This is a genomic window from Actinomadura rugatobispora, assembly GCF_055379765.1.
The window spans coordinates 6203348-6216835 of the sequence record NZ_AP029191.1 but is presented as its reverse complement, the minus strand read 5'-3'; the positions used below and the strand labels follow the sequence as shown (position 1 = coordinate 6216835).

The window sequence follows — 13488 nt, the reverse complement described above, 5'->3', positions numbered from 1 at the left end:
CGCGCTGACGAAAGGTCGATCCAGCATAGACAACTGACTGAGTGCTCAGTAACCTCCTGGAAACAGACTGAGTGGTCAGTCAGTCTTGGGTCGAGGCAGATGGGGGACCGAGTGAGCGCAGAGTTCGGGCAGGAGCGGCCGGATGTCCGCGATGGGGGCGCGCCGCCTCAACCGCACGAGGAGGTCCGCGGGTTTCTGGCGCGGGCGGCGCCGTCGCCCGACCCCTGGGCCGCCGACCTCGCCGCTCTGCGCACGGACGCGCGGGAACGAGTCCTGGCGGTGACGGGCGATCCGCAACCCGTGGTGTCCGTCGAGGCGATCGACGCGGACGGAGTCGGGGGCCGGCTCTACCGGCCCACCGGTACGGAGCGTGCCGTGCTCATCTGGGCCCACGGAGGTGGTTGGATCCACGGCGACCTGGACACCGCGGACGGCGTCGCCCGGGCCCTGGCGAACCAGGGCGACTGCGCCGTGCTCTCCGTCGACTACCGGCTTGCGCCCGAGCACCCGTTTCCCGCTGCCTTCGACGACGTCTGGACCGCCGTCGAGTGGGCGCGCCGCGCCTTCGACGGTGTCGCCGTCGGCGGGGACAGTTCAGGCGGCAACCTCGCGGCCGCGGCAGCCCTCAAGGCTCGCGACGACGGGGTCGAGATGGCGGCTCAGCTGCTCGTCTATCCGGTGCTCGACAGCACGGAGGACACCGACTACAAGATCGCGTTCAAGCGGCGATACGCCCGCTTCGCCGGTCAGCCGGGCTTCGGTCCCAACACCTACCGGCGCCTCAAGCACATCTGGGAGGCCTACGTCCCCGACCCGGCGCTGCGCGCCAGTCCCTACGCGTCGCCGCTTCATGCACCGTCGTTGGCAGGCGTCGCACCCGCGGTGATCATCACCGCCGAACACGACTTTCTCCGCGGCGAGGCCGAGGACTACGCCAAGCGGCTGCGGGCCGAGGGCGTGCCCGTCGAGTCGCGCGAGTACGTCGGCCAGATCCACGGCTTCTTCGAGATGTTCAGCGTGATGACCGACTCGCACCACGCCGTCGGCGTCGCAGGGGATGCCCTGCGTCGCGCCTTTCGGCACCTCGACCCCATCTAGCCCCGCAAAGGAATTCCAGTGCGATCACTGACCCACTGCCGCAAGGCCGTCCGGATGGCCGCCGCCACGGCCGCCGGAGCGCTGCTCGTCTCCGCGTGCGCACCGGGCGCGACGTCCGAGGCGGACAAGCCGTCGAAGCCGGTGAACACAGACATCGGCGCCAAGCCCGTCACGCTGAACCTGCTCGTCACCAGCGGCACGGACGTGCCGTTCTTCACGGCACTCGGCAAGCGGTTCCACGCCAGGCACGCCAACGTCACCGTCAAGGTGACCAGCCAGGACTACGGCGCGCTGACCACCAACATCGCGCGCATCCTCGCCGGCAGCGACGTGCCCGACCTGGTCCGTGTCCCCCAGTTCGGCAATCTGATCAACAACCGCCTCCTGACGAACCTCGACCCCTACGCGAAAGCCTACGGCTGGGACGACTGGCCCCGATCGCAGTTCGCCTCGACTCGTGTCGCGGCGGATGGCAGACAGCGCGGAACCGGGTCGCTGTACGGCGCCGGCCCGGGTTTCGGCCTCACCGGCGTGTACTACGACAAGGCGCTCGCGCAGCGCATCGGGATGTCCCGGCCACCGGCGACCGTCGCCGAGTTCGAGGAGCTCCTCGCCAAGGCCAAGGGCGCCGGGCTGCAGCCGATCATGATCAATGGCAAGGACGGGGGCACCATGTACCCGTTGCAGAACCTGCAGATGGCCTATGCGGGCAACGCGCAGGGCGTCCAGGACTGGAACTTCGCCAAGCCCGGCGCGAGCATCGACACGCCGGCCACGGTGAAGGCCGCCACCACGCTGCACGGGTGGGCGCAGGCCGGCTATCTGCCGACCGACGTGAACGCCATCGACCAGACCAAGGCGCCCGCCGAATTCATCAAGGGCAAGACCGTCTTCTTGCCCAGCGGGAACTGGCGGGCCCCCGAACTGGACAAGGCCGGTCCGGGCAAGTTCGGCTTCTTCCTGTTTCCGCCCGGCGAAGCCGGCGGTTCCTCCTGGGCGATGACCGCCGCCGCCACACTGGGGATTCCGACGAAGTCGCCCAATGCCGACGTCGCGGCGGCATTCCTTGACTTCGTCCAGACCGACCCGCAGGCCCGGCAGGACACGGTGACCCTGGGCGGCCTCGTCCCGGCCGGGCCGGCGGATGGCGCCGTGCCCACCGCGCCGACCGGATCGGCCGTCGGCGCGACCGTCGCGGCGTTCCAGGCCCTGCTGAAAAGCGACGGGCTGGTGGGGTTCATGGCCGATGCCACCGCGTCGATCAACGTGAACACCCTGGTGCCGCAGACGCAGCTTCTGCTCAGCGGCAAGACGTCGCCGAAGGCGTTCGCGGCCAAGGTCCAGGACGACTATGAGCGCGATCTCGGGCGCTGACACCGCACCTGGTGATTCGGTTCGGTCCCTATCGGGAGGCCCAATGTCGACGATCTCCAATCCGCTCGGGGCGGGCGGGGCTTCGGCCACGTCGGTTCCGCGGAGCCGGACAGATGCCGGCGAACGTCCCGCGTCCGGTGAGGCGGGCCGGCGTTCCCGGCCGGCCTGGGCCCGGCAGTGGAGCGCACTGCTCTGGGTGGCGCCGGGGTTCGGAATGTATGCGGTTTTCGTGCTTTATCCGATGTTCCAGTCGGTGCAGTACTCCTTCTACCACTGGGACGGCATCGGCACGGCCACGCCGGCCGGGCTGGACAACTGGAAGGCGCTCGTCACCCGGGCGGAGCTCCTGCAATCCGTCGTACACGCCTTCGTCCTGATCCTGTTCTACACGGTGCTGCCGGTCGGACTCGGCCTGGTCGCGGCGACGCTCATCCGGGAGCTCAAGCCAGGCCCGTTCAACACCGTCGCCCGGGTGGTCCTCTTCATTCCCCAGGTGCTGCCGCTTGTCGCGGCCGGCATCGCGTGGACGTGGATGTACTCCTCGGACGGGCTCGTCAATCAGATCCTGCGGGCGTTCGGCCTCGGTTCGCAGACGCGGGCCTGGCTCGGTGACTTCACGTTCGCCCTTCCGGCCGTGGGCGTGATCGGCGTCTGGGTGATGCTCGGCTTCTGCACGGTGCTGATGCTCGCCGGCATCGGCAAGATCGACCCGTCCCTGTACGAGGCCGCCCGGTTGGACGGCGCGGGGCGGTTCCGCGAGTTCTTCGCCGTGACGCTGCCCGGGCTGCGTCAGGAACTCGTCGTCTGCACCACCTTCACCATGATCGCCGCCCTGGCCAGCTTCGACGTGATCCAGATCTCGACCCAGGGAGGACCCGGTTACCAGACCATGGTCCCCGGCGTGGAGATCTACCGGCTCACGTTCCTCCAGCAGCAGGTCGGCCAGGCATCCGCGCTGGCGGTGTTCCTGGCGGTCCTTGTCCTCGTCGTCATCTGGCCGATCCAGCGGCTGGGGAGGAAGAAGTGAGGACATCCGCCGCGCAGCGTGTCACCCGTACCGGCATCCTGCTCGCGCTGATGCTGTTCGCCGTCCTGCCTCTGCTCAGCATGTTCACGACCGCCCTTGCGGCACCGGGCAGCTCTCCGCAGGGACTCAGCTGGCCGGCGAACCCGCACTGGCACAACTTCGTCGACGCGTGGAGTTCCGCCAACTTCCTCGCCCTTTTCCGCTCCAGCGCATTGATCGTGTTGGGCGTCGTCCCGGCCACCGTGGCGATGGCCACCGCCGCCGGCTACGCACTCGCCCAGCTGAGAGTGCCCGGCGGAAAGGCGATCTACGCCCTATTGATCGTGGGCCTCACCTTGCCGTTCGAGGCGCTCATCACCCCGCTCTACTACAACATGCAGAGGATGGGCTTGCTGGGGACGCGAACAGCGATCATCCTGCCTCTCATCGGGCTGCTGATGCCGTTCGGCGTCTTCTGGATGCGGGCCCACTTCCTCGGCACCGAGACAGCGCTCACGGAGGCGGCGAAGATCGACGGCGCCGGCACCTGGCAGATTTTCCGCCGCATCCACCTGCCGCTGGCCACTCCGGCCCTGTCCGCGCTCTCGGTCCTGTTCTTCCTGGCCACCTGGAACCAGTACCTGCTGCCGCTCGTCCTCGTCGACGACGCGACGAAACGCACGGTGGCCGGGGGTCTCGGTGCCTTCCAGGGCCAGTACGGCACCGATACCGTGCTGCTCTGCGCCGGATCACTGCTGATCATCCTGCCCTCGCTGGTGATCTTTCTGATATTCCAGCGCAACTTCGTCAAGGCACTGCTGCAAGGGGCCGTCAAGTGACGGGGACCGATGCCCCTCCGGGATTCCCACCGTCTCACCGAGGCCGCCTTGGCTCGCCGGGCCACGCGGTCGTTGTCAGCCGACGCGGTCGAGGATGAGGGGGGACGGGTCGGGGACGGCGTCCTCGACGATCTCGACGGCGCCCTCCAGGGCCTCCAGGGCGCGGGGGAAGCGGGCGACGTCGTCGGCGTACAGGGAGAGCAGCGGGGCGCCCTCGGCGACCTTGTCGCCCGGCTTGGCGTGGCAGATGATCCCGGCGCCGAACGACACCGGGTCCTCCTTGCGGGCCCGGCCCGCGCCCAGCCGCCAGGCGGCCACGCCGACGCCGAAGGCGTCCAGGCGGGTGAGGACGCCCGCGAACGGCGCGGTGAACTCGTACGACTCGCGCGCGACCGGCAGCGGGGCGTGCGGGTCGCCGCCCTGGGCGGTGATCATGCGGCGCCACACGTCCATGGCCGAGCCGTCGCGCAGCGCGTCCGCCGGGTCCTTGGCGCCGGACAGGCCGGCGGCGGCGAGCATCTCGCGGGCGAGGGCGACGGTGAGGTCGACGACGTCGGACGGGCCGCCGCCGGAGAGGACTTCGAGTGATTCGGCGACCTCGACCGCGTTGCCGACCGCGTTGCCCAGCGGGCGGTCCATCGCGGTGAGGAGGGCGATCGTGCGGACGCCGTGGTCGGTGCCGATGGCGACCATGGTCTCGGCGAGGTCGCGGGCGTCCCGGTGGGTCTTCATGAACGCGCCGGAGCCGACCTTCACGTCCAGCACCAGCGCCCCGGTCCCCTCGGCGATCTTCTTCGACATGATCGAGGAGGCGATCAGCGGGATCGACTCGACCGTGCCGGTGACGTCGCGCAGCGCGTACAGCTTGCGGTCGGCGGGGGCCAGGCCGTCGCCCGCCGCGCACACCACGGCGCCGGTCGAGTTCAGCACGTCCAGCATCTCGATGGTGCTCAGGGACGCCCGCCAGCCCGGGATCGACTCCAGTTTGTCGAGGGTGCCGCCGGTGTGGCCGAGGCCGCGGCCCGACAGCTGCGGGACGGCCGCGCCGCACGCCGCCACCGCCGGCGCCAGCGGCAGGGTGATCTTGTCGCCGACGCCGCCGGTGGAGTGCTTGTCGGTGGTGGGACGGTCCAGCGCCGACCAGTGCATCCGCTCACCCGAGTCGATCATCGCCTGGGTCCAGCGGGACACCTCGGCCCGGCTCATCCCGTTCAGCAGGATCGCCATCGCCAGCGACGACATCTGCTCCTCGGCGATCTCCCCGCGGGTGTACGCGGCGACCGCCCAGTCGATCTGCTCCGGGCTCAGCTCGCCGCCGTCCCGCTTGGCCCGGATGACGTCGATCGCGTCCACCTAGCGGCTCCTCAGGTCGTCGGGTCCGAACGCGTCCGGCAGGACCTCCGTCATGGGTCTGATACCGCTGACGGTCTCCAGCAGCATGGCGGGGCCGCCGTGCTCGTACAGCAGCTGGCGGCACCGGCCGCACGGCATCAGCGGGGTGCCGTTGCGGTCGACGACGGCGACCGCGACGAGGCGGGGCCGCTCCGGGGCCCCCTCCCCGTACAGGGCGCTGATCAGGCTGCACTCGGCGCACAGGCCGACGCCGTACGAGGCGTTCTCGATGTTGCAGCCGGTGACGATCCGGCCGTCCGAGGTCAGTCCGGCCGCGCCGACCTGGAAGTCGGAGTACGGCGCGTACGCGCGTCCCATCGCCTTCCTGGCCGCGGCCCGCAGCGCCTCCCAGTCGATCGTGCTCAGCGGGCTTCTCCTCTCCGGTACGTCTGGCCGTTGGCGGCCGGCATCCGCAGCCGCTGGCTGGCCAGCGCCAGCACCAGCAGCGTGGTCAGGTGCGGGGTGAACGACACCAGCTCGCCCGGCACCGTGTCGCTGAGCAGGAACCAGGCCAGCAGCCCGGCCGCCGCCGCGACCGCCAGGACCGCGCCGGCGAAGGCGTTGCGGACGCGCCGCCGGTCCAGGTCGGTGGCGACCAGCGGGCGCAGCCGGTTGCCGCGCACCAGCTGCCACACCGCCACGGCCACCAGGATCACGGTGACGAACAGCAGCAGCGCGTGCACCGCCTCGCCGCCGCCGCGCACGTTCATCGCGTCGGTGTAGCCGAACAGCAGCGAGCCGGTGGCCAGCCCGCCGGGCCGCCAGTTACCGAAGATCATCGCGGCGAGGCCGATGAAGCCGCGGCCGCCGGTCTGGCCGTCCTGGTAGACCGGGGACGCCACGGTGACCAGGAACGCGCCGCCCAGCCCGGACAGCGCGCCGGAGATCATCACGGCCGCGTACTTCATCCGGTAGACGTTCACGCCCAGCGACTCGGCCGCGTACGGGTCCTCGCCGCAGGAACGGACGCGGAGGCCGAACGCCGTCCGCCACAGCACGAAGAAGCTCAGCGGGATCAGCAGCAGCGCCAGCAGGGTCAGCAGCGACATGCCGGTGGTGAGGCCGCGCAGGATCCCGGCCACGTCCGACACCAGGAACCAGTGGTGCCGTTCCAGCGCGCCCAGCACGTCGGGGCTCTTCCACCCGAAGAACTCGCCGCCGGACAGGACGGGCGCGGTGAGCGTCCCGACCGGTTCGATCGGCGGCGACTGCCGGGGGCCGCCGCCCAGCGCCTTGGCCTCGCCCGTGTTGAAGATCAGTCCGGCCAGGAACTGGGTGAGGCCCAGCCCCAGGATGTTGATCGCCACGCCGGAGACGATGTGGTCGACGCCGAACGTGACGGTCGCGACCGCGTGCAGCAGCCCGCCCAGCGCGCCGCCCAGGATCCCGGCCAGCACGCCGATCCACGGGCCCCACTGGTAGCCGGCCCACGCCCCGGTCCAGGTGCCGAGGATCATCATGCCTTCCAGGCCGATGTTGATGATCCCCGAGCGTTCCGACCAGAGGCCGCCGAGGCCGGCCAGGAAGATCGGCACCGCCAGCCGCAGGGACGCGCTGACCGTCCCGCTGGAGGTCACGTCGTCCGCGCCGGTCAGCACCCTGACCAGGGAGAGCAGCACCAGCAGCGCGCCCGCCAGCAGCAGGTAGTGCGGCCAGCGCAGCCGCCGCCGCGCCCCGTTCGCCTGTTTGACGGTGTTCTCGACCGCGGTGGTGACGCTCATGAGGGGGCCCCCTTGGCGGCGAGGTCGTGCCCGGTGGCCAGCTCGTCGGCCACGGTCCGCTGCTGCAGCCGGATCTCCCAGCGCCGCACCAGCTCGTAGACGATGACGACGGTCAGGACGACCACGCCCTGCATCACCCCGACGATCTCCTTGGGCACGTCGACCTCCTGCAGCACGTCGGAGGTCTGGTCGAGGAAGGCGAACAGCAGCGCGGCCAGCGCGATGCCCGCCGGATGGTTGCGGCCCAGCAGCGCCACCGTGATCCCGGTGAAGCCCAGGCCCGCCGGGAAGTTCAGCGAGTACTCGTAGGAGGCTCCCAGCAGCTCGGGCATCCCGATCAGCCCGGCCACCGCCCCGGACGCCACCATGGTGATCACGATCATCCGCCGGGCGCTGACCCCGCTGGCCTGCGCCGCGGTCGGGGACAGCCCGGAGACCCGCAGGTCGAACCCGAACCGGGTGTGGTTGACCACCACCCAGAACACCACGCCGACCACGACCGCCATCGGCAGCAGCCCGTACACCTGGCCGGGCAGGTCCGACAGCACCGGCGCGACCACCAGCGCGGTCACCACCATGAACACCACCGCGCCGATCGCGCCCAGCACCAGCCCCGGCGCGGCGCCGGAGCCCTCCCCGCCGGCGGCCTGGCGGCGGTGGACGGAGTACACGATCACGGCGGAGCCGACGATCAGCACCGCGATCAGGCCCGGCCCGGAGAACAGCGCGGTCAGCACGTCGTTGAACGGTCCCACCCGCCCCGAGTCGGGGATCGGCGCGGTCGCCACGTTGTTGCTGCCCGGCCTGACCTCGGCCAGCCGCTGGTCGTTGAGCAGGTAGGCGATCAGGCCGGTCGCGATCGCGTTCAGCATGATCGTCGACAGCACCTCGCTGACCCCGCGGGTGACCTTGAGCACCCCCGCGATCGCCGCCCACAGCCCGCCGATCAGCATCGCCGACAGGATCACCAGGAACTGGCCGATCGGGGCGGGCAGCGTCAGCGCCCCGCCCAGCGCCGCCGACAGCATCGCCGCCAGCCGGTACTGGCCGTCCACGCCGATGTTCAGCAGCGCCATCCGGAACCCGATCGCGACCGCCACCGCCGACAGGTAGTAGCGGGTGGCCCGGTTGAGGATGTCGACGATCGAGTTGTCGGTGGTGCCGTAGTCGATCATGCTGGTGATCGAGCTGAACGGGTCCGCGCCGGTCACCCGGAGCAGCCCCATCGTGATCAGCAGCGAGATCACCAGCGCCAGGACCGGCGCGCCGATCCGCAGCCCCAGGCCGCTCGGCCCGAGCCCCTGCATGACCGCCTTCCACGCGGGCACCGGAGCGGGCTCCGCGGCCGGGGGCTTCTCCGGGGCCTTCTCCAGGTCGGCGGGCGGGGTGTCCTCCGGGGCCTTCTCCGGGCCGCTCACGACGCCGCCTCGTCGACGGCGCCGGTCATCGCCGAGCCCAGTTCCTCGGGGGTGACCGTGCCCGGATCGACCTCGGCGACCAGCCGGCCGCGCAGGATCACGTGCAGGGTGTCCGACATTCCGATGAGTTCCTCGAGATCGGCGCTGATCAGCAGGACGGCCAGCCCGGCGGCCCGGGCCTGGCGCAGGTACTCCCAGATGGCGGCCTGCGCGCCGACGTCGATGCCGCGGGTCGGATGCGCCGCGATCAGCAGCCGCGGATCGCCCGACATCTCCCGCCCCACGATCAGCTTCTGCTGGTTGCCGCCCGACAGCGCGGCGGCGGGCACGTCGATGCCGGGGGTGCGGACGTCGTACTCGCGCACGATCCGGGTCGTGTCGCGGCGCGCGCCCCGCCGGTCGACCCACGGGCCCCGGACGTTGGGACGCTGCGTCTGGTGCCCCAGCATCCGGTTCTCCCAGAGGGCGCCCTCCAGGATCAGCCCGTGCCGGTGCCGGTCCTCGGGGATGTAGGCGATCCCGGCCTCGCGACGGCGCCGCGTGGGCCAGTGCGTGATGTCCTCGCCGCCGTAGCCGACCGTCCCGGCGTCGGCGTTCCGGATCCCCATGATCGTCTCGATCAGCTCGCCCTGCCCGTTGCCCTCGACCCCGGCCAGGCCCACGATCTCGCCGCGCCGGATGCGCAGCGATACCCCGTCGACGACCGGGCGGCCCTCGGGGGTGAGCACGGTCAGGCCGTCCACCTCCAGCTGCACGTCCTCGGTGACCGTGGACTCGCGCAGCTCCGGCGTCGGCAGCTCCGAGCCCACCATCAGCTCGGCCAGCCGCCGCGAGGTCACCTCGCGCGGATCGAGCCGGGTCGCGACCGTCGTCCCGCGGCGCAGCACCGAGATGCTGTCGGCCACCGACAGCACCTCGTCCAGCTTGTGCGAGATGAACAGCACGGTGAGCCCCTCGGCGCGCAGCTCCCGCAGGTTGCCGAACAGCTCCTCGACCTCCTGCGGGACCAGGACGGCGGTGGGCTCGTCCAGGATCAGCACCCGGGCGCCCCGGTAGAGCACCTTGAGGATCTCCACCCGCTGCCGGTCGCCCACGCCCAGCGACTCGACCAGCACGTCGGGGTCGACCCGCAGCCCGTACTGCTCCGACATCTCCCGGATCCGCCCGCGCGCCCCGGCGAAGTCGATCCGGCCGCGGCGGCGCGGCTCGGCGCCCAGGATCACGTTCTCCAGCACGGTCAGGTTGTCGGCCAGCTTGAAGTGCTGGTGGACCATGCCGATGCCGCGGCCGATCGCGTCCGCCGGGGTGCGGAACGACACCTGCCGCCCGTCGATCTCGATGGTGCCCTCGTCCGGACGCTGCATCCCGTACAGGATCTTCATCAGCGTGGACTTGCCGGCGCCGTTCTCCCCGCACAGCGCGTGCACCTCGCCGCGCTCGATGGTCAGATCGACGTCGCGGTTGGCCACCACGCCGGGAAAACGCTTGGTGATCGATGTCAGCCGTACGGCCGGCATCTCCTCAGGCACGAGTGCCCCTCCTGACTCGCTGTCGGCGGTCGCGCGCGGCGGGATCGATCGCGCGGCCCGCGGACGCGTTCCGGCGCCTCGCCCGTCACGGAAGTCCCTCGGTGACGAGAGTCCCACACGGGGAGGCGCCGGGGTGTGCTCACGCGGACCGCGGCCGGACCGATCAGGGCTTGACCGGGACCTGGATCTTGCCGGCCGTGATCTCGGCCTTGTAACCGTCCAGCTTCGTCTTGATGTCGTCCACCTTGTTGCCGGAGGCGGAGAAGCCGACGCCGTCGTTGGTCAGGTCGTACTTCTTGGTGCCCGGCTTGAAGGTGTTGGTGCTGACCGAGTTGACAAAGTCGAAGACCGCCAGGTCCACCCGCTTGATCATCGAGGTCAGGATGTAGTCCTTGGCCTCGGCCACCGCGGGCTGGTTGTACTGGTCGGAGTCGACCCCGATGGCCCACTTCTTGGCGCCGCCCACGGTCTTGATCACGCCGATGCCGGCGCCGCCGGCGGCGTGGTAGATGACGTCCGCGCCCGCGTCCAGCTGGCCCTTGGCCGCCTCGTTGCCCAGCGCCGGGTTCTTGAAGCCGTCGAAGTTGGGCGGCTGGGTGAGGTACTTGGCCGGCAGGATCTTGACGTCCGGGCGGGCGTGCTTGGCGCCCGCCTCGTACCCGGCCTGGAACTTGTGGATCAGCGGCACGTTCACGCCGCCGATGAAGCCGATCGTGCCGCTCTTGGACTTCAGCGCCGCCGCGGCGCCGACCAGGAACGAGCCCTGCTCCTCGGAGAAGCACGCGCCCAGCACGTTGGGGCCCTCGACCTTGCACTGGTCGGCGTCCACGACCAGGAACTTGGTGTCGGGGAAGTCCTTGGAGATCTTGTTGATCGCGTTGGTGTAGGCGAACCCGACGCCGATCACCGGGTTGTAGCCCTTGTTGGCCAGCAGCCGCAGCCGGGACTCCTTGTCGGCGTCCGGCTCGTCGGGCTTGGCGGAGATCTCCTCCGTCGTGATGTTCAGGGTCTTCTTGACCCGGTCCAGGCCCGCGGCTGCGGAGTCGTTGAACGACTGGTCGCCCCGGCCCCCGATGTCGAAGGCCAGCCCGACCTTCAGCGTCTTCTTCCCGCCCTCGGCGCCCGCGTCGTCGGCTTTCTTGCCACCGCACGCGGCAGCGCCGAGCACCAGCGCTGCGCCCGTCAGGGTGACGAGCGGGATCTTCATTGCACGGCGCAAGGCAGCGCTCCTTCCGTTCCCCTGAAATCGATCGGACGCTACCCCGCAAATCACGGAAATCGCCCACGCTGCACCGTTTCGCAACGCGTCCGTTACCAAGGTGTAGGTCTAGATCACCACAGGTCAGGACACGGACACCGAGATTCGGGGAGGGATCGCGCGCGGCGGGGACGAGGGGCGGGAAGGCGGTGACGGCGCAGGACGCGAGCGCGGGGGGACCGAGGGGAGGAAGGGAGAGAACCGGACTCGCGGGGAACGGGCCGGTCAAGCCGGGGCGGCCGGTCAAGCTGAGCCGGACGGTCAGGCCGCGGCGGCCGGTCAAGCCGGGGCGGCCCGTTCAGGCCGCAGCGGCCATTCAGGCGAGCGCCGCGCCCTCCACCGAGGTCTCGGCCTCGGCGGGACGGCCGCCGTCCCACAGCGCCGTCAGCGCCGTGGCCGTCAGCACCCGCACGCCGACCGCGATGCAGCTCTCGTCGACGTCGAAGTCGCCGCGGTGCAGGTCGTACTCGTCCGACGAGCCCGGGGTGCGCACGCCCAGCCGGGCCAGCGCCCCGGGGATCGACTCCAGGTACCAGCCGAAGTCCTCGCCGCCCAGGCTCTGCGGGGTCGGCACGGCGGCCTCCTCCCCCAGCACCTGCGCCGCGGCGTCCCGGAACATCTGCACGCTGGCCGCCTCGTTGACGGTCGGCGGCACGCCCCGCACGTACTCCAGCGACGCCTCCACGTCGTAGGCGGCCGCCACCGACTGCAGCAGCGCCTTCATCATCTCCGGGGCCCGGTGCCAGGCCTGGTCGTCCAGGCAGCGGACGGTGCCCTCGGCGATGCCGTCGTCGGGGATCGCGTTGGCCACCGACCCCGCCGACACCCGGCCCCACACCAGCGACAGGCTGGAGCGCGGGTCGACCCGCCGGGACAGCGCCGACGGCAGCTCGGTGACGATCTTGGCCAGCGCGTAGACCAGGTCGGCGGTCAGGTGCGGGCGCGCGGTGTGGCCGCCGGGGCCGGTCACCTTCACGTACACCTTGTCGCACGCCGCCGTGATCGGACCGGACCGCAGCCCCAGCTGCCCGACCTCGGTGCGCGGGTCGCAGTGCAGCGCGAACGCCCGGTCGACGCCGACGATGCCCCCGGCCGCCATCACGTCCAGCGCCCCGCCCGGCGTCTCCTCGGCGGGCTGGAACAGCAGCCGCACCCGGCCGGGCAGCAGCCCCGCCCGCGCCTGCTGCGCCAGGAACAGCCCGGCGCCCAGCACCATCGCGGTGTGCACGTCGTGGCCGCAGGCGTGCGCCACCCCCGGGACGGTGGAGCGGTAGGGCACGCCCTCCTTCTCGTCCTGCAGCGGCAGCGCGTCGATGTCGGCGCGCAGCGCGACCGTGGGACCGTCCTCGGGGCCGACGTCGCAGATCAGGCCGGTGCCGCGGGGCAGGATCCGCGGGCTCAGCCCGGCCTCCTCCAGCCGCTCGGCGATCTGCTTGGTGGTGCGGTACTCGGCGTACCCCAGCTCCGGGTGCATGTGCAGGTCGCGGCGGAACGCGACCAGCGCGTCCTCGTACCGGGCCAGGAAGGCGTCCAGCTGCAGTTGCAGGGCGGCCCCGCCCAGCGCGGCGGAGACGTCCCGGGCCGGCGGCCGCGACGGGTCCGCCCGGGTGGACGGGTCGAGCCGCCCGCCCGGCCCCGGCAGGCCGGCGCCCGGCCGTTCCGTGCCCGGCGGCCCGGCGTCCGACCGCTCCGCGCCCGCGGCGCCGCCGCCCGCCGTGCTCTGCTCCGCCGCCGGGGCGGTGGGTGGTTCAAGGCCGGGCATCACCCCGGGCCGCGGTTGGGTCATCTGCGCCCCCTGCGCGAGGGCGGAGCCGAACGGCCTCCGCCCGTTGTTTGTGTGTTCGTCGCCGGCC

General features: G+C 71.4%; 11 protein-coding genes. 4 read left to right on the top strand and 7 right to left on the bottom strand.

Features of this window, described 5'->3' with window-relative positions; all coding sequences use genetic code 11:
- Nucleotides 1-279: 279 nt before the first annotated feature.
- From ACZ466_RS27930 to ACZ466_RS27915, 4 genes are read left to right on the top strand one after another with little or no spacing between them, the layout of a single operon-like run.
- Nucleotides 280-1098: an alpha/beta hydrolase gene (locus ACZ466_RS27930; protein WP_378282696.1), complete on the top strand. Its 819-nt coding sequence runs from the start codon at nucleotides 280-282 to the stop codon at nucleotides 1096-1098.
- Nucleotides 1099-1116: 18 nt separating this feature from the next.
- On the top strand, nucleotides 1117-2472 hold the full coding sequence (locus ACZ466_RS27925; RefSeq protein WP_378282697.1) for an ABC transporter substrate-binding protein: 1356 nt from the start codon (nucleotides 1117-1119) through the stop codon (nucleotides 2470-2472).
- Entirely contained in the window at nucleotides 2450-3499 is a 1050-nt protein-coding gene (locus ACZ466_RS27920) for a carbohydrate ABC transporter permease (protein ID WP_464043997.1), read from the top strand. Before ACZ466_RS27925 ends, ACZ466_RS27920 begins: the two co-directional genes overlap by 23 nt.
- Nucleotides 3496-4317: a carbohydrate ABC transporter permease gene (locus tag ACZ466_RS27915; protein ID WP_378282699.1), complete on the top strand. Its 822-nt coding sequence runs from the start codon at nucleotides 3496-3498 to the stop codon at nucleotides 4315-4317. Before ACZ466_RS27920 ends, ACZ466_RS27915 begins: the two co-directional genes overlap by 4 nt.
- A gap of 75 nt (nucleotides 4318-4392) precedes the next feature.
- Here ACZ466_RS27915 and ACZ466_RS27910 read toward each other — a convergent pair whose 3' ends face one another.
- The 7 genes from ACZ466_RS27910 to ACZ466_RS27880 form a co-directional block, all read right to left on the bottom strand.
- Entirely contained in the window at nucleotides 4393-5670 is a 1278-nt protein-coding gene (locus tag ACZ466_RS27910) for a thymidine phosphorylase (protein WP_378282700.1), read from the bottom strand.
- The gene (locus tag ACZ466_RS27905) at nucleotides 5671-6075 is read right to left on the bottom strand and encodes a cytidine deaminase (RefSeq protein ID WP_378282760.1); all 405 of its coding nucleotides are present in this window, start codon (nucleotides 6073-6075) and stop codon (nucleotides 5671-5673) included. It lies immediately after the preceding gene.
- A complete protein-coding gene (locus tag ACZ466_RS27900; protein WP_378282701.1) occupies nucleotides 6072-7430 on the bottom strand; it encodes an ABC transporter permease in 1359 nt (452 codons plus the stop codon). The genes ACZ466_RS27905 and ACZ466_RS27900 overlap by 4 nt, the downstream gene beginning before the upstream one ends.
- On the bottom strand, nucleotides 7427-8848 hold the full coding sequence (locus ACZ466_RS27895) for an ABC transporter permease (RefSeq protein WP_417281728.1): 1422 nt from the start codon (nucleotides 8846-8848) through the stop codon (nucleotides 7427-7429). Before ACZ466_RS27895 ends, ACZ466_RS27900 begins: the two co-directional genes overlap by 4 nt.
- Nucleotides 8845-10365, bottom strand: a complete 1521-nt coding sequence (locus ACZ466_RS27890; protein WP_378282762.1) for an ABC transporter ATP-binding protein — start codon at nucleotides 10363-10365, stop codon at nucleotides 8845-8847. Before ACZ466_RS27890 ends, ACZ466_RS27895 begins: the two co-directional genes overlap by 4 nt.
- A gap of 175 nt (nucleotides 10366-10540) precedes the next feature.
- Nucleotides 10541-11596: a BMP family lipoprotein gene (locus ACZ466_RS27885; RefSeq protein ID WP_378282702.1), complete on the bottom strand. Its 1056-nt coding sequence runs from the start codon at nucleotides 11594-11596 to the stop codon at nucleotides 10541-10543.
- 355 nt (nucleotides 11597-11951) lie between these two features.
- Entirely contained in the window at nucleotides 11952-13421 is a 1470-nt protein-coding gene (locus ACZ466_RS27880) for a M20 family metallopeptidase (protein ID WP_464043996.1), read from the bottom strand.
- Nucleotides 13422-13488 lie beyond the last annotated feature (67 nt).

Bases quoted from the DNA above. Each gene is read 5' to 3' on its own strand.
- ACZ466_RS27890 (WP_378282762.1), bottom strand. From the start codon at position 10,365: ATGCCGGCCGTACGGCTGACATCGATCACCAAGCGTTTTCCCGGCGTG.
- ACZ466_RS27900 (WP_378282701.1), bottom strand. From the start codon at position 7,430: ATGAGCGTCACCACCGCGGTCGAGAACACCGTCAAACAGGCGAACGGG.
- ACZ466_RS27880 (WP_464043996.1), bottom strand. From the start codon at position 13,421: ATGACCCAACCGCGGCCCGGGGTGATGCCCGGCCTTGAACCACCCACC.
- ACZ466_RS27920 (WP_464043997.1), top strand. From the start codon at position 2,450: ATGAGCGCGATCTCGGGCGCTGACACCGCACCTGGTGATTCGGTTCGG.